The organism is Serratia sp. root2, assembly GCF_031931805.1.
Lineage (GTDB): Bacteria > Pseudomonadota > Gammaproteobacteria > Enterobacterales > Enterobacteriaceae > Serratia > Serratia inhibens.
Genome location: NZ_JAUJXB010000005.1, coordinates 82367 through 106487 on the forward strand (window position 1 = coordinate 82367; position 24121 = coordinate 106487).

Consider the following 24121-nt stretch of genomic DNA (forward strand, 5'->3'; position numbering starts at 1 on the left):
TGCGCATTTACGCCGGTTTTGTTCGCGTTGTGTTTTTTTTACACGGAATAATTGTGACGAATGTCACTATAAGTACCTGGTGCATGGGGTGTTAGGTGTGATGTTGATCACGAAAAATCCGTGAAGTTCGCGTAGTAAAAACAGCGTGATAGAGTCCACTCGCAGACAGCACCAACACGGCTGGATCGTAACAACAATAATCACGCGCTCTATTGTCAGCGCGTAACAATAGGGGTGTGTTTTATGTTTTCACCAGACATCAAAGTCAAAGTTCAAAACTTTGGCCGCTTCCTGAGCAATATGGTGATGCCCAACATTGGCGCCTTTATCGCCTGGGGTATCATCACCGCGTTATTCATTCCTACCGGCTGGCTGCCGAATGCAACTCTGGCCAAACTGGTTGGCCCGATGATCACCTACCTGCTGCCGTTGCTGATCGGTTTCACCGGCGGGCGGTTGGTGGGGGGCGATCGCGGCGGGGTCGTCGGCGCCATCACCACCATGGGGGTGATCGTCGGTGCAGACATGCCGATGTTCCTCGGTGCGATGATTGCCGGCCCGCTGGGCGGCTGGTCAATCAAGCATTTTGACCGCTGGGTCGACGGCAAAATCAAAAGCGGCTTCGAGATGTTGGTGAACAACTTCTCCGCCGGCATTATCGGCATGCTGCTGGCGATTTTGGCATTTATGGCCATTGGCCCACTGGTGGAAGTACTGTCGAAACTGTTGGCGGCCGGCGTGCATGTGATGGTGGTGAATAACCTGCTGCCGTTGGCGTCCATTTTCGTTGAACCGGCGAAAATCCTGTTCCTGAACAACGCCATCAACCACGGTATCTTCTCGCCGTTGGGCATTCAGCAGGCCACCGAGGCCGGCAAGTCAGTGTTCTTCCTGATTGAAGCCAACCCGGGCCCGGGCATGGGCGTGCTGATGGCTTACATGTTCTTCGGCCGTGGCAGCGCCAAGCAGTCTGCCGGCGGTGCGGCGATCATTCACTTCCTCGGCGGTATCCACGAAATTTACTTCCCGTACGTGCTGATGAACCCGCGCCTGCTGCTGGCGGTGATCCTGGGCGGCATGACCGGCGTGTTCACTCTCACCATGCTGAACGGCGGCCTGGTTTCTCCGGCTTCGCCTGGCTCCATCCTGGCGGTACTGGCGATGACGCCGAAAGGCGCTTACTTCGCCAATATCGCGGCGGTGGCGGCGGCCTTCGCCGTGTCCTTCGTGGTCTCCGCTTTCCTGCTGAAAACCTCGAAAGTGAAGGACGAGGACGATCTGGAAGAAGCGACCCGCCGCATGCAGGAGATGAAATCTCAGGCTAAAGGCGGTGCTGCCGTGCACGCTGCGGTGGACGGCGACCTGACTACCGTACGTAAAATCATCGTCGCCTGCGATGCGGGCATGGGCTCCAGTGCCATGGGCGCCGGTGTGCTGCGCAAAAAAGTGGCGGACGCCGGGCTGAAAAACATCTCCGTGACCAACAGTGCCATCAATAGCCTGCCGGACGATGTGGATCTGGTGATCACCCACCGCGATCTGACCGAGCGTGCAATGCGCCATGCGCCGCAGGCCCAACACATCTCGCTGACCAATTTCCTCGACAGCAAGCTGTACAGCGATCTGACCGAACGTCTGGTGGCGGCCAACAAAACCACCGATAACCAGCAAAAAGTCATCAGCACGCTTGACGACAGCTTTGAAGCGACCGAGCAAAACCTCTTCAAACTGAGCGAAAGCAACGTGTTCCTTAACCTGCAGGCCAGCGACAAAGAGCAGGCGATTCGCTTCGCCGGCGAACAACTGGTTAAAGGTGGCTACGTAGAGCCGGAATACGTCCCGGCGATGCTGGAGCGCGAAAAACTCACCTCCACCTATCTGGGCGAGTCGATCGCGGTGCCGCATGGCACCATCGAAGCCAAAGACCGGGTGCTGCGCACCGGCGTGGTGTTCTGCCAGTATCCGCAGGGCGTGCGTTTCGGAGATGAAGAGGATGAAGTGGCGCGGCTGGTTATCGGTATTGCCGCCCGCAACAACGAACATATCCAGGTGATCACCAGCCTGACCAACGCGTTGGATGACGAAGGCGTCATCGAGCGGCTGGCGAATACCACCAGTGTGCAGGAAGTGTTGGATCTGCTGGGTGGCAAAAAAGTCGGATAACAGAATCATTTTAAAGGGTGCAGCTTGCTGCACCCTTCGACATTGGAAAGGTAGGAATATGAAAGCATTACATTTCGGTGCAGGGAATATCGGGCGTGGTTTTATCGGCAAGCTGCTGGCGGACGCGCACGCCGAACTGACCTTTGCCGACGTTAACCAAAGCGTGCTGGACCTGCTGAACAGCCGCAAAAGCTATCAGGTACACGTCGTGGGTGAGCAGGCGCGGGTTGAGAGCGTGAATGACGTCAGCGCGGTTAACAGCGGCAGCGAAGAGGCGGTGGCGCTGATCGCCGAAGCGGACATCGTGACCACCGCCGTCGGCCCGCAGGTCCTGGCTAAAATTGCCGGCACTGTCGCCAAGGGACTGATCAAACGCCATCAGCAGGGCAACACTCAGCCGCTGAACATCATCGCCTGCGAGAACATGGTGCGCGGCTCCAGCCAGTTAAAGCAGCACGTGTTCGACGCGCTGCCGCAAGATGAGCAGGCGTGGGTCGAACAGCATGTCGGCTTTGTCGATTCGGCGGTGGACCGCATCGTGCCGCCGGCGGAAGCGGGCAGCAACGATCCGCTGGAAGTGACGGTAGAAACCTTCAGCGAGTGGATTGTCGATCAGACCCAGTTCAAGGGCCAACCACCGGCGATCGCCGGCATGGAGCTGACCGATAACCTGATGGCGTTTGTCGAACGCAAGCTGTTCACGCTCAATACCGGCCACGCCATCACCGCTTACCTTGGCCAACAGGCCGGTCTGCTGACCATCCGTGATGCGATCCTCGACTCGGCCATTCGCCGCGTAGTGAAAGGCGCGATGGAAGAGAGCGGTGCGGTGCTGATCAAACGCTACGGCTTTGACGCCGACAAGCACGCCGCTTATATCGATAAAATCCTCAGCCGCTTTGAAAACCCGTACCTGCACGATGACGTAGAACGCGTGGGCCGTCAGCCGCTGCGTAAACTGAGCGCCGGTGACCGCCTGATCAAACCGCTGCTGGGCACGTTGGAATATGGTCTGCCGCACGCCAACCTGATCCAGGGCATTGCCGCCGCCATGAGCTACCGCAGTGAGCAGGATCCGCAGGCGCAAGAGCTGGTGGCGTTGCTGGCCAAACTGGGGCCAAAAGCGGCTCTGGCGCAAATTTCCGGTCTGCCGGTTGAAAGTGAGGTTGTAGAACAGGCGGTTGCTGTGTATAACGCCATGCAAAAGTAGATTCAGTATGACGAATCCACGGGCGCGGCAAGCTGCGCCCCTATACCCCGACTTCAGCATTGACGGCTTCTCCCAGGCCATTCGAAAAGCGACGATGATCGAGCCACAGGCATTTGAAAATCAGGTTCTGGAAAAGCTGAACGCAGGCAAGACGGTGCGCAGTTTTCTGATCGCAGCGGTAGAGCTGCTGGCGGAAGCGCTCAACGTGCTGGTGGTGCAGGTGTTCCGCAAGGATGACTATGCGGTGAAGTATGCCGTTGAACCGTTATTGTCCGGTGCCGGCCCCTTGGGGGAGCTGTCGGTACGCCTTAAGCTGATGTACGGGCTCGGCGTTATCTCGCGTCACGAATACGAAGACGCCGAACTGCTGATGGCGATGCGCGAAGAGCTCAATCACGACGGATCGGAATACCGTTTTGTCGACGATGAAATCCTCGGCCCGTTCGGCGAACTGCACTGTGTGGCCGCGCTGCCGCCGGTGCCGACTTTTCTGCAGCCCGGCGAAGCGGAAGAATCGCTGATCGCCATGCAGCGTCAGCGTTACCAGCAGGTGGTGCGTTCCACCATGGTGCTGTCGATTACCGATCTGATCGCCGGCATCGGCGCCAAACAGCCGTCCCGGCTTTCTCCTCTCGGCCGCGGTTAAGCAAAGGCCGCGCGCCACTCATCGAACAACAGCCACAGCGCCGTTACCGCCATCAACCCCGCCATCGTCGCGTTAAACAGCCGCAGCTTCCAGGTGACGCGCAGCGCATCGCGCAGGCGATCGCCCAGCGCCGCCCACACCAGCACGCAAGGGATATTCAAGGCGACAAAGCCGGCAACGAGCATTAGCGTGTGGCTAAGACTGGTCCCTTCGCGCGGGGTGAACAGGATCGCGATGTTAATTGCCATCAACCAGGCTTTGGGATTTACCGCCTGGAACAGCGCGCCGTTGAGCAAGCGCATCGGCTGCGCCTGCTGTTTGGCATCCGGCGAGGTTGCCTGGAACAGCTTCCACGACAACCACAGTAAATAGGCACAACCAATCACCGCCAGCGGGAAACGTATCGCTCCGGCCCAACTCAGCACCAGCGCCAGCAGACTGGTGGTCAGGGCCAACTGTATCCCACAACCCAGGCTGATGCCGAACACCATCGGCAGGGTGCGGCGCAGGCCGAAGTTGACGCCGGACGAGGCCAGCAACAGGTTGTTGGGGCCGGGGGTGATCGACATCACCGTGACATAACTGATAAAGGCGGAGTCCAGCATAACGGGTTCCTTAAACGGCAGAGTAGCAAGGGAACCAGCATAAAACCTGCGGACGGATGGTGACAGAACCAGAAACCCGCTATTGTTATGGGTACAGTTTAATAAGGCGTAAACTGTACCCATAACCTGGAGAGAAACTGTGACCCTGCTCGATGAAATGCCGGAAACGCGTTATCAGCAACTGGCGGATACCCTGGTACAGGCCATTCGCCGCGGCACGCTGCTGCCCGGCAGCCGTTTGCCTTCGGTGCGCCGCTGCGCGCAGACCCACAGCGTCAGCATCAATACCGTGGTGGCGGCCTACCGTGCGTTGGAAGACCGTGGGCTGATCGAAGCGCGGCCGCAGTCCGGTTTCTATGTGCGCAGCACGCTGCCGGCACTGAAAGCTGCCTCGCAGCCCAGTAGCCGGATTGAACCGCCGGCGGATGACGTGCTGGCGCTGATCGACACGGTGTTTGCCGCCCAGCAGAACCCGGCGTTCACCAACCTGTCGTTGGCCTGCCCGCAAACCTCTGATTTTTATCCCGGCGGCAAGCTGGGGCGGATGCTGTCGTCGCAGCTGCGTCGCCAGCCTGATCTGATCGGCAAGTACGCGTTACCGCCCGGCAGTTTGCGGCTGCGTCAGCAGATCGCCCGCCGCTCTATGACGCTGGGCATGCTGTTGGAGCCTGGCGATATCACTCTGACCCACGGCTGCATGGAGGCGCTGCAGCTGGCGCTGCGCGTGACCACCAAGCCGGGCGACTGCATCGGGCTGGAGTCGCCGACCTATTTTTATCTGCTGCCGCTGCTGGCCAGCCTGGGGCTGAAGGCGCTGGAAATCCCGACCGATCCGCAGCATGGCCTGTCGTTGGACGCGCTGGAATTGTTGTTGAATGAGAAGCGGCTGGATGCGGTGATCGCCATGCCGACGGTGCAGAATCCGCTGGGTTGCACCATGCCGCTGGCGGCCAAGAAGCGGCTGGCGCGGCTGATGAACGATCACCAGGTACCGCTGATTGAAGATGGGCTGTACGCCGAGATTCAGTTCGGCGGCGCGCTGTCGCCGGCGGTGAAATCTTTCGATCGCGACGGCTGGGTGCTGTTTTGTTCCAGCTTCACCAAGACGCTGGCGCCGGATTTCCGCATCGGCTGGATCGCCGGCGGGCGCTTCAACGAAGCGTTGCGCAAGCTGAAGGCGGTGTCATCGATGGCGGAATCACAGCTGCTGTCAGAGACGCTGGCGATGTTCCTGGAAACCGGCGGCTACGATCATCATTTGCGCAACCTGCGTAAACGCTATGCCGCGCAGGTGGAGGCGGCTCGGGCGTTGATTGCCCGCCATTTCCCGCGAGGCACGCGGGCGACGCAGCCGGCGGGCGGTTTTGTGTTCTGGGTTGAGTTGCCGGGCGGGATCGACAGCGTGGCGCTGTTCCATCAGTTGCTGGAGGAACAAATCTGCCTGACCCCGGGCACGTTGTATTCCCCCAGCGGTCGCTACCGCAACGGGCTGCGGCTCTCTTGCTGCTATCCGTTTAATGCGCGTTATACCCAGGCGTTGGCGCGCGTGGGGGCGAAAGCCTGCGAGATGAGCGGGTTGCCGCCGGGAATCGAGCAAGGCGAGTAACTGCGTGCGCATTTTGCTACAATGTGGGCATCATTGATTAGCGTGCCGTACAGGCACAAACAGGCCATAAACCATGAAAGAGAAAGAAAAGGCAGAGATTAAGCGCCTTAGCGACCTGCTGGACGCACTGAATCACAAAGACACGGCGGTGATCCAACAGGGTAATATCGAGCTGATTGCCCAGCACACCAAAGAAAAAGAGAAGCTGGCAACGGAAATCGAACGTCTGAAAGGCGTGCGCGTCGAGAAGCTGAGCGCGGAAGCGCAGAAGCTGAGCCAACTGCCCTTCAGCCGCGAAATCACCAAGAAAGAGCAGGCGGACATGGGCTCGTTGAAGAAAAGCGCGCGCGGCCTGATCGTGGTGCACCCGATGACCGCGCTGGGCCGGGAGATGGGCCTGAAAGTGGTCACCGGCTACGCCAAAAAAGCCTTCTGATCGCCGGGGCGCCATCTGCGGCGCCCGGTTTTCATAGCTTGGTCGTGAAATACGCCTTGGTTTGATAGGGCACGGTTACTGTTTCCTTGCCCTGTAATTCCCCTTCCTCCGCCACCAACTGGCGAATCTGATCGATCACCCGTTCCTGCTGTTGCGGCGGCAAAGCAGCGATAAAGCTGGTGGAACGCACCCGGTTGTAAATCACATCTTCTACTGCGCCCTGGTGGCTGAGCATAAACACCTGTTCATGCAGCGCGTCTAACCCCTTGGCCGGAAACAGCTTGCGCCATTCGCCGGTGTAAAAACGCGGGGCGTCGCCTTCGTGTCTGTCGACAATCTGATTCAGCTTGCGCACCCAGCTCACACGCGCATCGCGCATGTTCCATACCAGACCCAGTTTGCCGCCGGGCTTGAGGATACGCTGAATTTCAGCCAGCGCCTGTGGTGTGGCGAACCAGTGGAAGGACTGTGCGCAGACCACGGCATCGACCGATTCGTCCGGCAACGGGATGGACTCGGCGGTGCCCGCCAGCGTTTTCACCTGCGGCAGCGCGGCCGAAAGTTTCTCCAGCATCTGCGCTATCGGCTCGACGGCGATCACCTGCGCACCGGTTTCCAGCAGGCGCGGGGTGAATTTGCCGGTACCGGCGCCGAGGTCGATGACCGTCATGCCGGCGTGCAGGCCGATAACCTCACGCAACCAGGTGGTGATCTCCGGCGGATAATCCGGTCGCCCTTTCACGTAGCGGTCGGCGTTGGCCTGATAGCCCTCGGCGGCGGTGTGGTGGATCGAATGAGATGGAGTGGTCATGGCTTCTGCTCCTGCCTGAACGAGGTTGTACAACAGTATACCTGGGGTTTTTTCAACGCCCCAACAGACGGCGGTTAAGGTTTTCGATATGGCCGGTAGTGATGCGCGTCAGCATGGTTTTGCTCCAGCTTGCGGACAGCCCGGCTACCGCCAGCAGACGGCGATATTGCTCTTCATCGAACGGCATATGCCAGGCAATGCCGATGGCTTCGGCCACAGAGACGTCGCTGCTGCGCGTCACCAGCTCCAGCGGACGATCGCCGCTGACGGCGCCGGCGGACACCACCCGGTACAGCCAGCCGCAGCGGCCGCTTTGCTGCATCAGCACCGAGATGTCGTCGATCGCGAAGTGGTAATTGAGTTTGAAGCAGGGAGAGCGCGGCTGGGTGACCTGAATCAATGCATCGCCCCAGCGGAAGATATCGCCCATAAATACATTGTGCTCAGTCAGCCCCAGGGTGGAAATATTCTCGCCGAAGGCCGGCGCGCTGAACTGTTCCGCTTGTGCAGGGAACTGCTCGCGCCAGTGAGCGTAATGTTCACGCGGATAGTGGCACAGCGCGCGGTCCGGCCCGCCGTGATAGCTTTTTTCCGCCTGCTCGTCGCCTTCCAGGCCGAGCGGGGTCAGCTTGATGGCGCCGTCCACCAGGCGTTTGGCGATGCCGCTGGGCCGCCCGCCGTCATAAGGCTGGATGGTGCCGATGTAAACCTCTGGATGATGCATGTGCGCCTCCGTTCTTTGCGTCAGAGGTTCAGCATAGCCTGAGTTGATCGGCGGGAACAGAATATCCCGCCCGAAAATAACCGGGCGGGGAGGAAGCATCAGAAAGTGGTCCAGTTGTCTTCCGCTGTTGCGGCAGCCGCTTTAACCGCCTGAGCCTTTGGCGCGGCGGTTTTCGGCACGGCGGCGGGGGCTTTCTGCTCCGCCAGACGGAATACCGAGACGCTTTGCAGCAGCATGTCAGCCTGTTCTTCCAGTGAGTCGGCGGCGGCGGCGGATTCTTCCACCAGTGCGGCGTTCTGCTGGGTGGTATGATCCATTTCGACAATCGCCTGGCCGATCTGGGCGATGCCGCGCGTTTGCTCGTCGGAGGCGGCGGCAATCTCCGCCATGATGTCGCGCACGTGGGTCACCGACAGGACAATTTGTTCCATGGTGCTGCCGGTGTTTTCCACCAAAGTGGTGCCGGTTTGCACCCGGCTGACCGATTCGGCAATCAGCCCTTCGATCTCTTTTGCCGCCTGGGCACTGCGTTGCGCCAGATTGCGTACTTCGCTGGCCACCACAGAAAAGCCACGCCCCTGTTCGCCGGCGCGCGCCGCTTCTACGGCGGCATTGAGCGCCAGAATATTGGTCTGGAAAGCAATGCCGTTGATCAGGGTGGTAATTTCGGCGATTCGCTGCGAACTGCTGGAAATCTCGCGCATGGTGCTGACGACGTTCTCCACCAGCTTGCCGCCCTGTTGGGCGGTTTGCGAAGCGTCGGTAGCCAGTTGGTTGGCGTGATGGGCGTTTTCGGCGTTCTGTTTCACCGTAGCGGTCAGCTGTTCCATGCTGGCGGCGGTCTCTTCTACCGCCGCCGCCTGTTGTTCGGTGCGAGAGGACAAATCGGTGTTGCCTGCGGCAATCTCTGCCGCAGCGGTGGATACCTGGCTGACCCCCATCTGAATTTTCTCGATCATATCGCGCAGGTTTCGGCTCATCGCCGCCACTGCATTCAGCAACTGGCCCAGTTCGTCGCGACGGGTGCTGGTTTGCGCCTGGCGCAGATCGCCGTTGGCGATGCGTTCCGCCAGCGCCAGAGTACTGCGCAGCGGCCGGGTGATTTGCAGCGTGATGCGCCACGCAATCAGCAATCCGGCGACAATGGCAATCAGCGTGGTGATGCCCATTTGCAGCTGCGCCGCATTAATGTCGTTATGGGTTTGCGCCAGTTCGTCCTGCATAAAGGCGTTGACCAGCGTACCGACTTCCTGAGCGCTGTCGCCCAGCCGTTGGCTGATCTGCTGTTCTTGTTCATAGGCCGGCAGGTAAGCTTCGATTCGGTTTTTGTAGTCGTCGAGCGCGCCCAACAGCGGTTGCAGCAGGGGACGCTGGGCATCGCTGAGCCGTCGGCTGAGTGCGTTTGCCGCGCTGCGCGCGTCATCAATCGCCGCTACCAGCGGCGCTTCGGATTCGCGGTTCAGGCTCAGCAACAGGCCGCGCGCGCCGTAGCGCACCAGGGTCAGTTTCTGATTCAGCTGCACAAAAGCCAGTTGCAGGTCGCCATTGGTCAGTTGGCGCTCTACCTGATTCAGGCTGTCTTGCACTTCCGACATGTTCCAGCTTTGACGTACCGCGTCTTTCGCCGCCACCGCCTTTTCGAAGGCGTTTTGCTGTTGCTGGTATTCGCCGATCAATACCACCAGCCGCTGCAGGTCTTGCCGGCTCTGGGCGTCCCAGTCCAGCGCCTGGCCCTGGTTGATCAACCGTACCGCGTTTTCGATATTGGCGCGGTTATTCTTCAGGTACTCAGGCCGATAGGTTTGGCCGAACAGCGCCCGGTTATATTTGGCCTGATTGATTTCGTCATTCAGCCGGTTGCTGAAATCGATGCGGTCGGCGCGGGATTCGATGATATGCAGGTACTGTGCGCCGGTGCCGGCGATGATTGCCGTCAGCAGCAGCATCAGGCCAAATCCGAGGCCGAGCTTTTTACCCACGGTGAGATGAACGAACTTTCCTGCCAGTGTTTGCAATGCCGCCATATTATTTTTCCTTTCCGGGCGAACGTCAATTGAACAAACCATCGGCAAAGGGCGGTCAAACTTTAGCGGATTTTGGGCAAAAAAATGCCCGCTTTACGCGGGCATCATCAGTGCCGGGGGCGAATTACTTCTTCGCAGCGAAGCGTGCTGCCGCTTCGTCCCAGTTAACCACGTTCCAGAATGCTTTGATGTAGTCTGGGCGTTTGTTCTGATATTTCAAGTAGTAAGCGTGTTCCCACACGTCCAGGCCAATGATTGGGAAGCCTGAAGCGCCGGCAACGGCTTCGCCCATCAGCGGGCTGTCCTGGTTAGCGGTAGACACCACGGCCAGTTTGTCGCCTTTCAGCACCAGCCAGGCCCAACCTGAACCGAAGCGGGTCGCTGCGGCTTTTTCGAACTCTTCCTGGAATTTCTCGACGCTGCCGAAATCGCGCTCGATAGCGGCTTTCAGATCGCCACCCAGCGTGGTGCCGATTTTCAGGCCTTTCCAGAACAGGCTGTGGTTAGCGTGGCCGCCGGCGTTGTTACGCATGAAAGTGCGCTTGTCGGCAGGCACTTTATCCAGATCCTGGATCAGCGCTTCAACGCTCAGCGAAGCCAGCTCAGGGTACGCTTCCAGCACGGTGTTCGCGTTGTTGACGTAAGTCTGGTGGTGTTTGGTGTGATGGATTTCCATCGTCTGCTTGTCGAAATGCGGTTCCAGTGCGTCGTAGGCGTACGGCAGGGATGGCAGTGAATAACTCATAATCATCATCTCCAGTGGTGTATGGGCGGCGCAAGGTGCGAGCACCGCGTAAGCAGTCGGATCATTATAGTTAATTAAATGATCTTGAAAATGATTATCAATGCCCTACTTAGTGTAAGGGATTAAATTAATCCACAATGCGCTGCGGGTGAGTAAACACCGTGGCGCGGCCGGGTTTGCTGAAGCCGACCAGCGTCAGGTTGCTGCGCTCGGCGATTTCCACCGCCAACGAGGTGGCCGCAGAAACCACGAACAGGATCTCGACGCCGCACATCGCGGATTTCTGCACCATTTCATAGCTGGCGCGGCTGGAGACCAGGATTGCGCCCTGTTGCCAATCTTGCTTGGCGCGCACGCCGAGCAGTTTGTCGAGCGCTACGTGGCGGCCGACGTCTTCGCAGCCGCCCAGCAGTTCACCCTGCGACGAAATCCAGCTGGCGGCGTGGGTGCAGCCGGTGAGTTGCCCGACGCTCTGCACCTGCTTGAGCTGCCCCAGCGCGTGGTCGAGGTTGGCGAGAGAAAAGCGTTGGGTGAACGGCAGCGCAGGCAGCGGGCGGAAGATGTCCGCCAACTGTTCAATACCGCACACGCCGCAGCCGGTACGGCCCGCCATGGCACGGCGGCGCTCCTTCAACCCGGCAAAGCGGCGGCTGGAGAGCTCTATTTGCACCTCCAGCCCGTTACAGGTTTGGTTAATCTCTATACTGTAAATATCGCGCGGTGACTCGATAATACCTTCGGACAGCGAAAAGCCGAGGGCGAATGCCTCCAGATCTTTTGGCGTGCACATCATCACTACGTGAGAGATGCCGTTATAGACCAGGGCGACAGGCACTTCTTCCGCCAGCCAGTCCGGCTGCGCGGTGGCGAGTTGCCCGCGCTGATAAACCTGGGCCTGGGTCACCCCTGTGAGCGGGGTCTCATTTATGTGCTGCTCTGGGTTTATAGTGTTCACTTAACTGGCACCTGTTTGTAACAACCCCATATACGCTGTGGTAATATTGCCGCGTAAAAACAAAATCAATTTTAGCGCTTCCTGCTTCAAGGGGGAAAGCGCCATTTGAAACAATGTGACAATCGAGAGTGAAAGGAGATCCCCATGCAGGTCAGCAGAAGGCAGTTCTTTAAGATCTGCGCTGGCGGTATGGCAGGAACGACGGTAGCCGCACTGGGCTTTGCCCCGGAAGTGGCGTTAGCGGAGACCCGGCAGTACAAACTGCTGCGCGCCCGTGAAACCCGTAATACCTGTACGTATTGTTCCGTCGGCTGCGGGCTGTTGATGTACAGCCTTGGCGATGGCGCCAAAAACGCCAAAGAAAGCATATTCCACATTGAAGGGGACCCGGATCACCCGGTAAACCGCGGCGCGCTTTGCCCGAAAGGCGCGGGGCTGGTCGACTTCATCCACAGCGAAAGCCGCCTCAAGTACCCGGAATACCGTGCGCCAGGTTCAGATAAATGGCAGCGCATTACCTGGGACGATGCCTTTACCCGCATCGCCAAGCTGATGAAGGAAGACCGCGACGCCAACTTCGTGAAAACCAACGAACAGGGCGTCACCGTCAACCGCTGGCTGAGCACCGGCATGCTGTGTGCCTCCGCTTCCAGTAACGAAACCGGTTATCTGTCGCAAAAATTTAGTCGCGCTCTCGGCATGCTTGCCGTAGACAACCAGGCGCGTGTCTGACACGGACCAACGGTAGCAAGTCTTGCTCCAACATTTGGTCGCGGTGCGATGACCAACCACTGGGTTGATATCAAGAACGCGAATTTGATTATCGTCATGGGCGGTAATGCGGCGGAAGCGCATCCGGTGGGGTTCCGCTGGGCGATGGAAGCCAAAATTCACAATAAAGCCAAGCTGATCGTTATCGATCCGCGCTTTACCCGTACCGCATCGGTGGCGGATTTCTACACGCCGATCCGTTCCGGAACCGACATCGCTTTCCTGTCGGGCGTATTGCTGTACCTGATCACCAACAACAAAATCAACCGCGAATACGTCGAGGCCTACACCAACGCCAGCCTGCTGGTGCGGGAAGACTTTACCTTCGACGACGGCCTGTTCAGCGGCTATGACGCGGAAAACCGCAAATACGATAAAACCACCTGGAATTACCAGCTGGATGAAAACGGCTTCGCCAAGCGCGACGTCACGCTGCAGGATCCGCGTTGCGTGTGGAACCTGCTGAAACAGCACGTCAGCCGCTATACGCCAGAGGTGGTGACCAACGTGTGCGGCACGCCGAAGGAAGATTTCCTCCAGGTGTGCGAATACATCGCCGAAACCTGCGTGGCGGATAAAACCGCATCGTTCTTGTACGCCCTGGGCTGGACCCAACACTCGGTCGGCGCGCAGAACATTCGCACCATGGCGATGATCCAGCTGCTGCTCGGCAACATGGGCATGGCGGGCGGCGGCGTCAACGCGCTGCGCGGCCACTCCAATATCCAGGGGCTGACCGATCTGGGCCTGTTGTCGCAGAGTCTGCCGGGCTATATGACGCTGCCGTCGGAAAAACAGCCGGATCTCGACACCTACCTGAAGGCCAACACGCCGAAGGCGCTGCTGCCGGGCCAGGTGAACTACTGGAGCAACTACCCGAAATTCTTCGTCAGCTTGATGAAGAGCTTCTACGGCGACAAGGCGCAGAAAGACAACGGCTGGGGCTTTGATTGGTTGCCGAAGTGGGACAAAGGCTACGACGTGCTGCAGTACTTCGAGATGATGTCGCAAGGGAAGGTCAATGGCTATTTCTGCCAGGGCTTTAACCCGGTCGCGTCGTTCCCGAACAAAAACAAGGTCGTGGCCTCGCTGTCGAAGCTGAAGTTCCTGGTGACGATAGACCCGCTCAATACCGAGACGTCCAACTTCTGGCAGAACCACGGCGAGTTCAACGACGTCGATCCGTCGAAGATTCAGACTGAAGTGTTCCGCCTGCCGTCCAGCTGCTTTGCCGAAGAAAACGGCTCGATCGTCAACTCCGGCCGCTGGCTGCAGTGGCACTGGAAGGGCGCGGACGCCCCGGGCGAAGCGCTGAACGACGGGGAAATCCTGGCGGGCATTTTCATCCGCCTGCGCGAGATGTACGCGCGCGATGGCGGTGCGGTACCGGAACAGGTGCTGAACATGACCTGGGATTACCTGACGCCGGAAAACCCGGCTTCGGAAGAAGTGGCGATGGAAAGCAACGGCAAGGCGCTGGCGGACATTCTCGACGCCGACGGCAAAGTGCTGGCGAAAAAAGGCGAACAGCTCAGCACCTTCGCCCACCTGCGCGACGACGGCACCACCGCCAGCGGCTGTTGGATTTTCGCCGGCAGCTGGACGCCGGCCGGCAACCAGATGGCGCGGCGTGACAACGCCGATCCGTCCGGCCTCGGCAACACGCTGGGTTGGGCCTGGGCCTGGCCGCTCAACCGCCGCATTCTGTATAACCGCGCTTCGGCCGACCCGCAGGGTAAACCCTGGGATCCAAAACGTCAGTTGCTGGAGTGGGACGGCGCCAAGTGGGGCGGGGTGGATATCCCGGACTACAGCGCCGCCGCACCGGGCAGCGACGTCGGGCCGTTTATCATGCAGCCGGAAGGCATGGGCCGGCTGTTCGCCACCGACAAAATGGCGGAAGGGCCGTTCCCGGAACACTACGAGCCGTTCGAAACGCCGCTCGGCACCAACCCGCTGCACCCGAACGTGGTCTCCAACCCGGCGGCGCGCGTGTTCAAGGACGATCTGGCGGCGATGGGCAAATCCGACAAGTTCCCTTATGTCGGCACCACCTATCGTCTGACCGAACACTTCCACTACTGGACCAAGCACGCGCAGCTCAATGCCATCGCGCAGCCGGAGCAGTTTGTGGAGATCGGCGAGAAGCTGGCGGAGAAAAAAGGCATCAAGCACGGCGATACGGTGAAAGTCAGCTCCAACCGCGGCTATATCAAGGCCAAGGCGGTGGTGACCAAGCGTATCCGCACATTGCAGGTGAACGGCCAGGAGGTCGACACCATCGGCATCCCGATCCACTGGGGTTACGAAGGGGTGGCGAAGAAAGGCTTTATCGCCAACACGCTGACGCCGTTTGTCGGTGATGCCAACACGCAAACGCCGGAATTCAAGGCGTTCCTGGTTAACGTGGAAAAGGTGTAACGGAGACGAATTATGGCAATGCAATCTCAGGACATCATTCGTAAATCCGCCACCAATGGTTTCACGCCGGCCCCGCGCGCCCGTGACCATCAGGAAGAAGTGGCCAAACTTATCGATGTCACCACCTGCATCGGCTGCAAGGCCTGTCAGGTAGCCTGTTCCGAATGGAACGACATTCGCGATGAAATCGGCAGCAACGTCGGGGTGTACGATAACCCCGCCGACCTGACCGCCAAATCCTGGACGGTCATGCGCTTCTCCGAAGTGGAGGAAAACGGCAAGCTGGAATGGCTGATCCGCAAGGACGGCTGCATGCACTGCGCCGATCCGGGCTGCCTGAAGGCTTGCCCGTCGGAAGGCGCAATCATTCAGTACGCCAACGGCATCGTCGACTTCCAGTCCGAGCACTGTATCGGCTGCGGTTACTGCATCGCCGGCTGCCCGTTCGACGTGCCGCGCATGAACAAGGACGACAACCGGGTGTACAAATGCACCCTGTGCGTCGACCGCGTCGATGTCGGCCAGGAACCGGCCTGCGTGAAGACCTGCCCGACCGGCGCCATCCACTTCGGCACCAAGGACGCGATGAAGCAGATTGCCGCCGAGCGCGTCGGCGAGCTGAACACCCGGGGCTATAAGAATGCCGGTCTGTACGATCCGGCGGGCGTGGGCGGCACCCATGTAATGTACGTGTTGCATCACGCCGACAAACCGCAGCTGTATCACGGTTTGCCGGATAATCCGACCATCAGCCCGGCGATCACGTTCTGGAAAGGCGTGTGGAAACCCCTGGCGGCCATCGGCTTTGCCGCCACCTTTGCAGCCAGCGTGTTCCACTATGTCGGCGTCGGGCCAAACCGCGTCGAAGAGGAAGACAACGACGAGCTGCACGATGAGGAGACGCGCAAATGAAGAAGGAAAAGCGGATTCAGCGCTACAGCGCGCCGGAGCGGATAAACCACTGGATTGTGGCATTCTGTTTCGTGTTCGCCGCCATCAGTGGGTTGGGGTTCTTTTTCCCCTCCTTCAACTGGCTGATGAACATTTTCGGTACGCCGCAGCTGGCGCGCATCCTGCACCCCTTTGTCGGGGTGATCATGTTTGCGGCCTTCTTGCTGATGTTCCTGCGCTACTGGAAGCATAATCTGATCAACCGGGAAGACATCGTCTGGGCCAAAAACATCCACAAAATCGCCATGAACGAGGAAGTGGGTGACACCGGGCGTTATAATTTCGGTCAGAAGTGCGTATTCTGGGCAGCCATCATCAGCCTGGTGCTGCTGTTGGCCAGCGGTGTGGTGATCTGGCGGCCGTATTTTGCGCCGTCGTTCCCGATACCGCTGATCCGCATCGCGCTGCTGGTGCATTCGCTGGCGGCGGTCGGTCTGATCATCGTGATTATGGTGCACATTTACGCCGCGCTGTGGGTAAAAGGCACGATCACCGCGATGGTCGAAGGCTGGGTGCCTGCGGCCTGGGCTAAAAAACATCATCCGCGCTGGTACCGAGAGGTCCGCGAGAAACAACAGGAAGACAAACCCTGATGAGCATCCGCATCGTTCCTAAAGAGCAGTTAGGGGCACAGCGCGAGAAGTCCACAACGGCGGAGACAATTCCGCCGTTACTTTTCGCCAATTTGAAAAGCCTCTACAGCCGCCGCGCCGAACGCCTGCGCAAGCTGGCTACGGACAACCCGCTGGGCGATTACCTGAACTTCGCCGCCCAACTGGCCGAGGCGCAGCACCACGCGCTGCACGACAACCCGCTGCAGCTTGATCTGACCGAAGCGCTGTTGCAGGGCGCGACCAGCGGCAAGCCGCCGCTGGATTTGAGTGTCTATCCGCGCAGCGAGCACTGGCACCGGCTGCTGGACTCGCTGATCGCCGAGCTGCGTCCACAGGCGCCGGAGCACATTCTGGCGGTGCTGGATAACCTGGAAAAGGCGTCAGCGCATGAGTTGGAGCTGATGGCCGACGCCTTGCTCAACCGCGAGTTCGGCAGGATCGGCAGTGAGAAAGCGCCGTTCATCTGGGCCGCGCTGTCGCTTTACTGGGCGCAGATGGCAAGCCTGATCCCCGGTAAGGCGCGTGCGGAATATGGCGAGCACCGTCAGTTCTGCCCGGTATGCGGCAGCATTCCGGTCTCCAGCGTGGTGCATATCGGCACCGTCAGCGGCCTGCGTTATTTGCACTGCAACCTGTGCGAAAGCGAGTGGCACGTGGTGCGGATAAAATGCAGCAACTGCGAGCAAACCCGCGATCTGAATTACTGGTCGCTGGACAGCGAGCTGGCGGCAGTGAAAGCGGAAAGCTGTGGCGACTGCGGCACTTACCTGAAGATTTTATATCAGGAAAAGGACCCGCAGGTTGAGGCGGTAGCCGACGATCTGGCCTCGCTGGTGCTCGACGCCAAGCTGGAAGATGAAGGTTTTGCCCGCAGCAGCATCAACCCGTTCCTGTTCCCGGGGGAGTGAATCGCAAAACGCCGGCATTTGCCCCTTACGAGAGGTCAGATGATGAATTTCAGACTGCGCATCTGGCATTCGCAGGGGCGAGTTGCTACGTTTACGCAATGACGCGCAACGCGAAAGAAAAGGGACGGACGATGTTGAAGACCATTGCGAAACTCACGGCGATCGCCGTTCTGGCGATCGGGCTGTCGGCCTGTGACAACAAGGAAGACACCAAACCGGCAGTACCGAAGCCGGACCCCAAGCCGATCGTTACGCAGCCCATTGCGCCGCCACCGCCACCGGTGGAAAGCGAGCCTGTGGGGCTGAAGGTGTCGCTGCAAAGGGGCAACGTGACCTTTTTGCTGCCGGCGGGGTTTAGCGATCAGACCCAGAACAGCGGCATTATCAACGACAGCAAATCCACCATTCAGCGTTTCCTCGACGGCAAGACACGTCAGAGCACCGTCTCTTCTGAAGTGGTCCCGCCTGACGACATGAAGCTCAATACCAGCGATAAAATGCTGAAAGATCTGACGCAAAGCATCATCACCGAGCTGGCCGATCGCTATCAGAATATCAAGACGACCAAAGAAGAGAACTTCATCGTCGGTAAGCAGAAGTTCCATCGGCTGGATACCGAACAAAGCGTCAATGGGCAAAAGGTGATTTCCACCTTTGTGTTGACGGTATTGAATAAAAGGGTGGTGACGTTGCAAATGTTGTCACCGGCCAAAACGCCCGAGGCGCACCAGGCGCTGGTTCAGCGGATTATCGACACGCTGGTGGTGAAATAACAACGCTGTGTTTCGACAGCTCGGGGGGAAGACGAATGAAGCTGATTGGCAGCTATACCAGCCCTTTTGTACGCAAGATTTCCGTGATGCTGCTGGAAAAGGGGATAGCGTTCGAATTCGTTAACGATCCGCCGTATGAGCCGGGTAGCCGGGTGGTGGAGCTGAATCCGCTCGCCAAGGTGCCGGTGCTGGTGGCCGATGACGGCGCGGTGTATTACGACTCGCGCGTCATTGCCGAATACCTCGAACTGCTCCCCGCCGCCCCGGCATTTTTGCCCGCCGATCGCGCGGCTGCGCTGCGTATTCGCCAGGTTGAAGCGCTGGCCGACGGCGTAACCGAAGCCGCCGCCACGCTGTTTCGCGAGAGCAAGCGCGCGCCGGAAAAACAGGACGAAAACTGGATACTGCGCCAGCGCGACAAGCTGACGCACGGGCTGGACACGCTGGAGAAGCTGGCACAGGAAAAGACGCTGCTTAACGCCGCCGAGCTGACGTTGGCGGACATCGCTACCGGCTGTGCGCTGGGCTACCTCAATTTCCGCCGCATCATGCCCAATTGGTGCGTCGAACGGCCTGCGTTGATCAAGCTGGCCGAGCGGCTGTTTGCCCGCGAAAGTTTTGCCCGTACTTCACCCCCCTGAATTCCCTCACCCCGCTTTGGCGGGGATTTTGCTTTATGCCGACATCATCACACAAAAAAACCGAGCGACCATGAGCACTGAATCCCACCGTCTTTACAGCCAGTTACCCGCCATTGACCGCCTGCTGCGCGATCCCGCTATCGAACCGCTGGTGGCCCGGCATGGCCAGACGCTGATTAGCGACCTGCTGCGCGAGCTGCAGTTGCAGGCGCGTGAGACGATCAAGCAGCAGCAACGGCTGCCCGACTGGTGCAGCGACTGGTCGCAGGCGCTCAGCGCCGGTTTGGCGCAACGGCAGCGTTCGGCGTTGACGCCGGTCTTCAATCTGAGCGGCACCGTGCTGCACACCAACCTTGGCCGCGCGCTGTTGGCGCAATCGGCTATCGAGGCGGTGACGCAGTCGATGGGGGCGGCGGTGACGCTGGAATACGATCTGGACGGCGCCGGGCGCGGGCATCGCGATCGCGCCGTGGCGGACTTACTGTGCCGCCTGACCGGCGCGGAAGATGCCTGCATCGTCAATAACAATGCGGCGGCCGTGTTGCTGATGCTGGCGGCGGTAGCGCCCGGCAAGGAAGTGGTGGTGTCGCGCGGTGAACTGGTGGAAATCGGCGGCGCGTTCCGCATCCCCGACGTGATGCGCCAGGCGGGCTGCCGGCTGGTTGAGGTCGGCACCACGAATCGCACTCACCTGAAAGATTATCGCAACGCCATCAACGAACAGACCGGGCTGCTGATGAAGGTGCATACCAGCAACTACAGCATCCAGGGCTTTACCGCCGCGGTGGATGAAGCCGAACTGGCGCAGCTCGGTGCCGAATATGGCGTGCCGACCGTCACCGATCTGGGCAGCGGCTCGCTGATTGATATGGCGCAGTACGGCCTGCCGGCCGAGCCGATGCCGCAGCGGCTGCTGGCCGCTGGGGTGGATCTGGTGACGTTCTCCGGCGACAAGTTGCTGGGTGGCCCGCAGGCCGGGATTATCGTCGGGAAAAAGGCGCTGATCGCCCGGTTGCAGCAGCATCCGCTTAAACGTGCGCTGCGTGTCGGCAAGCTGACGCTGGCGGCGCTGGAAGCCACGCTGCGCCTTTATCAACAACCTGAATTGTTGGCGGAGCAACTGCCGACGCTGCGGCTGCTGACCCGCCCGCAGCAGGCGATGCAGGCCGCAGCCGAACGCTTGCTGCACGCGCTGGAACCGCAGTTTGGCGAACGCTTCCAGCTGCGCGCCGAGCCGTGTTGGTCGCAGATTGGCAGTGGCTCGCTGCCGGTGGACAGGTTGCCCAGCTATGCATTGACCTTTACGCCGCTCGACGGCCGAGGGGCGACGCTGGAAGCGCTGGCAGAACGCTGGCGCCGCTTGCCGCAGCCGGTGATTGGCCGAATTAACGACGGCCGGCTGTGGCTGGATCTGCGTTGCCTTGAGCAGGAACAGGCGCTGGTTGAGGCGTTGCACGCATGATTATCGCCACCGCCGGTCATGTCGATCATGGCAAAACCACCCTGTTGCAGGCGATCTCCGGGATCAACGCCGATCGCCTGCCGGAAGAAAAACGCCGCGGCATGACCATAGATCTGGGCTATGCCTACTGGCCGCAACCCGACGGCCGGGTGCTGGGTTTTATCGACGTGCCCGGCCATGAAAAATTCCTCGCCAATATGCTGGCGGGCATCGGCGGTATCGATCATGCGTTGCTGGTGGTGGCCTGCGACGACGGCGTGATGGCGCAAACCCGTGAGCATCTGGCGATCCTGCGGTTGAGCGGGCGTCCGGCGCTGACGGTGGCATTGACCAAGGCCGATCGGGTGGACGAAGCACGGGTTGACGAGGTGCGGCGGCAGGTTCGCGATGAACTGGCGCGGCAGGGCTGGCCCGATGCGCCGCTGTTTGTCACCGCTGCGGTGCGGGATCGCGGGATTGACGCCCTGCGCGCGCATCTGCTGGCGTTACGGCCTGATGAGCATGCGCTGACGCGCCGTTTCCGGTTGGCAATAGACCGCGCCTTCAGCGTGAAGGGGGCGGGTCTGGTGGTGACCGGCACCGCGCTGGGTGGGCAGGTAGCGGTAGGGGATACGCTGTGGCTGACCGGTGCGGACGCGCCGGTGCGGGTACGCGGCCTGCATGCGCAGAATCAACAGGTTGAACTGGCGCAGGCCGGGCAGCGCATCGCGCTGAATATCAGCGGTGACGTCAGCAAAGAGCAGGTGGCTCGCGGTGACTGGTTGTTGGCGAAAAAACCGTTGCAGGCGGCAGAACGCATTCTGGTGGCGCTGGATACCGACCAGCCGATAAAGCATTGGCAACCGCTGCATCTGCATCACGCTGCCAGCCATATCACCGGCCGGATTTCGTTATTGAATGAACACCTGGCGGAACTGATCCTCGATCGTCCGCTGTGGCTGGCGGACAACGATCGGCTGGTGCTGCGCGATATCGGCGCCCGCCAGACCCTGGGCGGCGCACGGGTGCTGAGTTTGACGACGCCGAAACGCGGTAAACGCCAGCCGGACTACCTTGCCTGGTTGGCGGCATTGGCGCAGGCCGGCGACGATCGCCAGGCACTGGCGCTGCATCTGCCCAATGGGCCGCTGGATCTGGCGACGTTCGCCTGGGCGAGGCAACTGACCGACGGTGGGCTGTCAGCGCTGTTGGCGAACCATGAATTGCTGATTGCCGGTGAGTGGGCGCTGGCGCAGGAGAATGCGCTGCAGGGTCAACAGCGCCTGTTGCAAGTTTTGGTCGAGTATCACCAGCAGCATGCCGATCAGCTTGGGTTGGGGCGAGCGCGCCTGCGGCGCATGGCGTTGCCTTCGTTGCCTGAAGCGCTGGTATTTATGATGATCGATCGGTTGCTGGCCGCCGGTAGCGTGCGCAATACGCGCGGCTGGCTGCACTTGCCGGAGCATGGCTTGGCATTCAGCGCTGAAGAACAGAGTCTATGGACCCGTATTGCGCCGCTGTTCGGTGACGAAGCCTGGTGGGTGCGCGATTTGGCCGCAGAATTGGGCGAGGAAGAGGCGCCGGTGCGTGCGACGCTGCGTAAAGCGGCGCAGCTCGGTCATATCGCGGCAGTGGTGGTGGACCGTTACTATCTCAGCCAACGTATCGAACAGTTCGCCGCGCTGATCCGTGAACTGGATGAAACGCAGGGCAGCGCCAACGCCGCCGATTTTCGTGACCGGCTCGGCGTGGGCCGCAAATTGGCCATTCAGGTGCTGGAATTTTTCGATCGCAGCGGTTTTACCCGCCGCAAGGGCAATCAACACCTGCTGCGCGATAGCGGGCTGTATACCCGTCATACTTGAAGTTGCCTCTGTGTTGGCTGCGAGCACTCACCCCAGTCACTTACTTGAGTAAGCTTCTGGGGACTCATGCTCTTGCCGCGTTACTCGGCAAAGCCTCGCCCCGTTGGGGCCAGCGCAAGCGCTGTTCAACAAAGCCGTGGCTTTGTTGTGATGCAACTCCAATTATTTTGGGTATAGCCGTGTATTTTGATTAAGTCTCGAGGTCATCAGGATGAATACTGAAGGTTTATCGCCACTGTCCGTAGGAAAAGATGATGAAAAGTATGACGGGCCTGTGCGAGAGAAAGAACAGAGGTGCTTGACGCTAGAGGCACTTAGTGATGTTGAACAGATGAATATTATTAGCCATGAGGCGGTACTGGCATGGGCTATGAGTTTGAGAACTGATTCACCAGACTGATAGTGTTAAATCCTGTGTAAATCTTGAAACACGGAAAGAGATATTGTCTCTTCCCGTGTCGTTAACCCGGCGCTTGTTACAGCGCTTGGTTAGGCGCAGGCGTTGCGTCGCCGCTGCGGCGTTTGCTGAGGAACAGCGCCACCAGCGCCAGCCAGCACAGGCCGCTGATCAGGTTAAACAGGTTGAACAACCCGCTGCCGCCCCAGACATAGGCCACTTTCGCCAGCTCGATGCCGACGGTAAACACCAGCATGCTCAGCATGCCCATGGTGGCCGAGACCGTCCCTTTGCTGACGGCGCTTGAGAACAGCGTCAGGCGGTACAGCCCGGCGTTGGCCAGCCCGATACCGTAGGCGTACAGGCTCAGCCCGGCGGTCATCCACAGATAGGCATGGCTGGAGAACAGCGTAGCCAGCGCCGCGATCAGCAGCCCCAGCATCATAGGTACCGCGCCCAGCTTGATCAGGCGCTCTACGCTGTTTTTGCCGGTCAGGCGCGCCAGCGTCAGGTTGCCGAGGATCAGCGCGCCGAACACCGGGATCTGCAGCAGGCCGTAATCCAGCGTCGACAGCGATTCGCCGCTGATCAGGATCACCGGCGACTGGGCAATCCAGGCCAGCAGCGGCAGGCTGGCGAAGCCGATGGCCAGCGCCCCGCAGACAAAGCGGCGGTTGGCCAGCACCTGGCGATAGTCGCGCCACAGGTTGGCGGCCGAGAATTTATCGCCCTGCAGCGAGGCGGTTTCCGGCATCGCCTTCCACAGGCCGTAAAAGGCAATCGCCGCCAGCGCCGCGAACAGCACGAACATGCTCTGCCACGGCGCCACGTGGATCAGCGCAGCCCCGGCCAGCGGCCCGAGCAGCGGGGCGATCAGCGCCACGTTGGCCATCAGCGCGGTGATTTTTATGCACACCGATTCCTCGAAGGATTCCTGTATCGTGGCGTAGCCGACCGCGCCGATAAAGCACAGGCCAATGCCCTGCAGGAAACGCATAAAGATAAATTGCTCGATGTTGGTCACCAGCAAAATGGCCAGACAGGCGACGATAAAGAACGCCACGCCGGCCAGCATCACCGGCCGGCGGCCACGTCGGTCCGACAGCGGGCCGAGCAGCCATTGCAAGAAAATACCGCCGGCCAGATAGGCGGTCATGGATGTCGGCACCCACTCTTCACCGGCGTTGAACTCTGCCACCACTGCCAGCATACCGGGCTGGATCATATCGTTGGCGATATAGGTGGCAAATTCGAACAGCACCAGACAAAGAGGGAATAAAAGCGCCTGTCGGCCCAAGCGTGCCGCAGGTGGTAATGTCGTTTTCATATTTATAGTACTGATAGTGAAGAAGAAAAAAGGAACTGCCAGGGCGGGAAGCGCAAACTGAGCCAGTTATGGCGGCTATTTTGCCGC

The 24121-nt window shown here is 59.8% G+C and carries 20 protein-coding genes; 13 read left to right on the forward strand and 7 right to left on the reverse strand.

Annotated elements, in window-relative coordinates; genetic code table 11:
* Nucleotides 1-243 precede the first annotated feature (243 nt).
* The 3 genes from QZQ97_RS19845 (at nucleotide 244) to QZQ97_RS19855 (ending at nucleotide 4019) form a co-directional block, all read left to right on the forward strand.
* Nucleotides 244-2163 carry a PTS mannitol transporter subunit IICBA gene (locus QZQ97_RS19845; RefSeq protein WP_311994847.1) on the forward strand — a complete coding sequence of 640 codons (1920 nt, stop codon included), beginning with the start codon at nucleotides 244-246 and terminating at the stop codon, nucleotides 2161-2163.
* A gap of 58 nt (nucleotides 2164-2221) precedes the next feature.
* Complete coding sequence (locus QZQ97_RS19850; protein ID WP_311994848.1) at nucleotides 2222-3373, forward strand: mannitol-1-phosphate 5-dehydrogenase; 1152 nt, start codon at nucleotides 2222-2224, stop codon at nucleotides 3371-3373.
* Nucleotides 3374-3467: 94 nt separating this feature from the next.
* A complete protein-coding gene (locus QZQ97_RS19855; RefSeq protein WP_041415802.1) occupies nucleotides 3468-4019 on the forward strand; it encodes an MltR family transcriptional regulator in 552 nt (183 codons plus the stop codon).
* Here the strand turns inward: QZQ97_RS19855 and QZQ97_RS19860 are convergent.
* On the reverse strand, nucleotides 4016-4624 hold the full coding sequence (locus QZQ97_RS19860) for a LysE family translocator (protein WP_311994849.1): 609 nt from the start codon (nucleotides 4622-4624) through the stop codon (nucleotides 4016-4018). The genes QZQ97_RS19855 and QZQ97_RS19860 overlap by 4 nt on opposite strands.
* 139 nt (nucleotides 4625-4763) lie before the next feature.
* Here QZQ97_RS19860 and QZQ97_RS19865 point away from each other — a divergent pair, with 139 nt between their 5' ends.
* Nucleotides 4764-6230: an aminotransferase-like domain-containing protein gene (locus QZQ97_RS19865; protein WP_311994850.1), complete on the forward strand. Its 1467-nt coding sequence runs from the start codon at nucleotides 4764-4766 to the stop codon at nucleotides 6228-6230.
* A 73-nt stretch (nucleotides 6231-6303) separates the two neighbouring features.
* Nucleotides 6304-6666, forward strand: a complete 363-nt coding sequence (locus QZQ97_RS19870) for a YibL family ribosome-associated protein (protein WP_062869127.1) — start codon at nucleotides 6304-6306, stop codon at nucleotides 6664-6666.
* Nucleotides 6667-6697: 31 nt separating this feature from the next.
* Here the strand turns inward: QZQ97_RS19870 and QZQ97_RS19875 are convergent, their stop codons facing one another.
* From QZQ97_RS19875 to fdhD, 5 genes are all read right to left on the reverse strand, one after another.
* On the reverse strand, nucleotides 6698-7477 hold the full coding sequence (locus QZQ97_RS19875; RefSeq protein ID WP_311994851.1) for a class I SAM-dependent methyltransferase: 780 nt from the start codon (nucleotides 7475-7477) through the stop codon (nucleotides 6698-6700).
* 52 nt (nucleotides 7478-7529) lie between these two features.
* The gene (gene yiiM / locus QZQ97_RS19880) at nucleotides 7530-8201 is read right to left on the reverse strand and encodes a 6-hydroxyaminopurine reductase (RefSeq protein WP_311994852.1); all 672 of its coding nucleotides are present in this window, start codon (nucleotides 8199-8201) and stop codon (nucleotides 7530-7532) included.
* A 98-nt stretch (nucleotides 8202-8299) separates the two neighbouring features.
* Nucleotides 8300-10225, reverse strand: a complete 1926-nt coding sequence (locus QZQ97_RS19885; RefSeq protein ID WP_311994853.1) for a methyl-accepting chemotaxis protein — start codon at nucleotides 10223-10225, stop codon at nucleotides 8300-8302.
* A gap of 124 nt (nucleotides 10226-10349) precedes the next feature.
* Nucleotides 10350-10970, reverse strand: a complete 621-nt coding sequence (gene sodA / locus QZQ97_RS19890) for a superoxide dismutase [Mn] (protein ID WP_006317212.1) — start codon at nucleotides 10968-10970, stop codon at nucleotides 10350-10352.
* A gap of 127 nt (nucleotides 10971-11097) precedes the next feature.
* On the reverse strand, nucleotides 11098-11925 hold the full coding sequence (gene fdhD, locus QZQ97_RS19895) for a formate dehydrogenase accessory sulfurtransferase FdhD (protein ID WP_311994854.1): 828 nt from the start codon (nucleotides 11923-11925) through the stop codon (nucleotides 11098-11100).
* A gap of 144 nt (nucleotides 11926-12069) precedes the next feature.
* Here fdhD and fdnG point away from each other — a divergent pair, with 144 nt between their 5' ends.
* The 8 genes from fdnG to selB all read left to right on the forward strand — a co-directional run bounded on the left by fdnG (nucleotide 12070) and on the right by selB (nucleotide 22310).
* Entirely contained in the window at nucleotides 12070-15117 is a 3048-nt protein-coding gene (gene fdnG, locus QZQ97_RS19900; protein WP_311994855.1) for a formate dehydrogenase-N subunit alpha, read from the forward strand.
* A 12-nt stretch (nucleotides 15118-15129) separates the two neighbouring features.
* Nucleotides 15130-16029, forward strand: a complete 900-nt coding sequence (gene fdxH, locus QZQ97_RS19905) for a formate dehydrogenase subunit beta (RefSeq protein WP_311994856.1) — start codon at nucleotides 15130-15132, stop codon at nucleotides 16027-16029.
* On the forward strand, nucleotides 16026-16661 hold the full coding sequence (fdoI, locus tag QZQ97_RS19910) for a formate dehydrogenase cytochrome b556 subunit (RefSeq protein WP_013810963.1): 636 nt from the start codon (nucleotides 16026-16028) through the stop codon (nucleotides 16659-16661). The genes fdxH and fdoI overlap by 4 nt, the downstream gene beginning before the upstream one ends.
* Complete coding sequence (fdhE, locus tag QZQ97_RS19915; protein WP_311994857.1) at nucleotides 16661-17590, forward strand: formate dehydrogenase accessory protein FdhE; 930 nt, start codon at nucleotides 16661-16663, stop codon at nucleotides 17588-17590. Before fdoI ends, fdhE begins: the two co-directional genes overlap by 1 nt.
* Nucleotides 17591-17721: 131 nt before the next feature.
* A complete protein-coding gene (locus tag QZQ97_RS19920; RefSeq protein ID WP_311994858.1) occupies nucleotides 17722-18363 on the forward strand; it encodes a DcrB-related protein in 642 nt (213 codons plus the stop codon).
* Between the two features lie 35 nt (nucleotides 18364-18398).
* Nucleotides 18399-19004 (forward strand): glutathione S-transferase, encoded by a 606-nt coding sequence (locus QZQ97_RS19925; RefSeq protein ID WP_311994859.1) that lies wholly within the window; start codon nucleotides 18399-18401, stop codon nucleotides 19002-19004.
* 70 nt (nucleotides 19005-19074) lie between these two features.
* Nucleotides 19075-20466, forward strand: a complete 1392-nt coding sequence (selA, locus tag QZQ97_RS19930; protein WP_311994860.1) for an L-seryl-tRNA(Sec) selenium transferase — start codon at nucleotides 19075-19077, stop codon at nucleotides 20464-20466.
* Nucleotides 20463-22310, forward strand: a complete 1848-nt coding sequence (gene selB, locus QZQ97_RS19935) for a selenocysteine-specific translation elongation factor (protein WP_311994861.1) — start codon at nucleotides 20463-20465, stop codon at nucleotides 22308-22310. The genes selA and selB overlap by 4 nt, the downstream gene beginning before the upstream one ends.
* Nucleotides 22311-22786: 476 nt before the next feature.
* Here the strand turns inward: selB and QZQ97_RS19940 are convergent, their stop codons facing one another.
* Complete coding sequence (locus tag QZQ97_RS19940; protein WP_311994862.1) at nucleotides 22787-24034, reverse strand: MFS transporter; 1248 nt, start codon at nucleotides 24032-24034, stop codon at nucleotides 22787-22789.
* Nucleotides 24035-24121 lie beyond the last annotated feature (87 nt).

What these genes read in the sequence shown, in the direction of transcription:
- QZQ97_RS19845 (WP_311994847.1), top strand. Translation starts at nt 244, where the DNA reads ATGTTTTCACCAGACATCAAAGTCAAAGTTCAAAACTTTGGCCGCTTC.
- QZQ97_RS19850 (WP_311994848.1), top strand. Translation starts at nt 2,222, where the DNA reads ATGAAAGCATTACATTTCGGTGCAGGGAATATCGGGCGTGGTTTTATC.
- QZQ97_RS19855 (WP_041415802.1), top strand. Translation starts at nt 3,468, where the DNA reads ATGATCGAGCCACAGGCATTTGAAAATCAGGTTCTGGAAAAGCTGAAC.
- QZQ97_RS19860 (WP_311994849.1), bottom strand. Translation starts at nt 4,624, where the DNA reads ATGCTGGACTCCGCCTTTATCAGTTATGTCACGGTGATGTCGATCACC.
- QZQ97_RS19870 (WP_062869127.1), top strand. Translation starts at nt 6,304, where the DNA reads ATGAAAGAGAAAGAAAAGGCAGAGATTAAGCGCCTTAGCGACCTGCTG.
- QZQ97_RS19875 (WP_311994851.1), bottom strand. Translation starts at nt 7,477, where the DNA reads ATGACCACTCCATCTCATTCGATCCACCACACCGCCGCCGAGGGCTAT.
- yiiM (WP_311994852.1), bottom strand. Translation starts at nt 8,201, where the DNA reads ATGCATCATCCAGAGGTTTACATCGGCACCATCCAGCCTTATGACGGC.
- QZQ97_RS19885 (WP_311994853.1), bottom strand. Translation starts at nt 10,225, where the DNA reads ATGGCGGCATTGCAAACACTGGCAGGAAAGTTCGTTCATCTCACCGTG.
- sodA (WP_006317212.1), bottom strand. Translation starts at nt 10,970, where the DNA reads ATGAGTTATTCACTGCCATCCCTGCCGTACGCCTACGACGCACTGGAA.
- fdxH (WP_311994856.1), top strand. Translation starts at nt 15,130, where the DNA reads ATGGCAATGCAATCTCAGGACATCATTCGTAAATCCGCCACCAATGGT.
- fdoI (WP_013810963.1), top strand. Translation starts at nt 16,026, where the DNA reads ATGAAGAAGGAAAAGCGGATTCAGCGCTACAGCGCGCCGGAGCGGATA.
- fdhE (WP_311994857.1), top strand. Translation starts at nt 16,661, where the DNA reads ATGAGCATCCGCATCGTTCCTAAAGAGCAGTTAGGGGCACAGCGCGAG.
- QZQ97_RS19920 (WP_311994858.1), top strand. Translation starts at nt 17,722, where the DNA reads ATGTTGAAGACCATTGCGAAACTCACGGCGATCGCCGTTCTGGCGATC.
- QZQ97_RS19925 (WP_311994859.1), top strand. Translation starts at nt 18,399, where the DNA reads ATGAAGCTGATTGGCAGCTATACCAGCCCTTTTGTACGCAAGATTTCC.
- selA (WP_311994860.1), top strand. Translation starts at nt 19,075, where the DNA reads ATGAGCACTGAATCCCACCGTCTTTACAGCCAGTTACCCGCCATTGAC.
- selB (WP_311994861.1), top strand. Translation starts at nt 20,463, where the DNA reads ATGATTATCGCCACCGCCGGTCATGTCGATCATGGCAAAACCACCCTG.
- QZQ97_RS19940 (WP_311994862.1), bottom strand. Translation starts at nt 24,034, where the DNA reads ATGAAAACGACATTACCACCTGCGGCACGCTTGGGCCGACAGGCGCTT.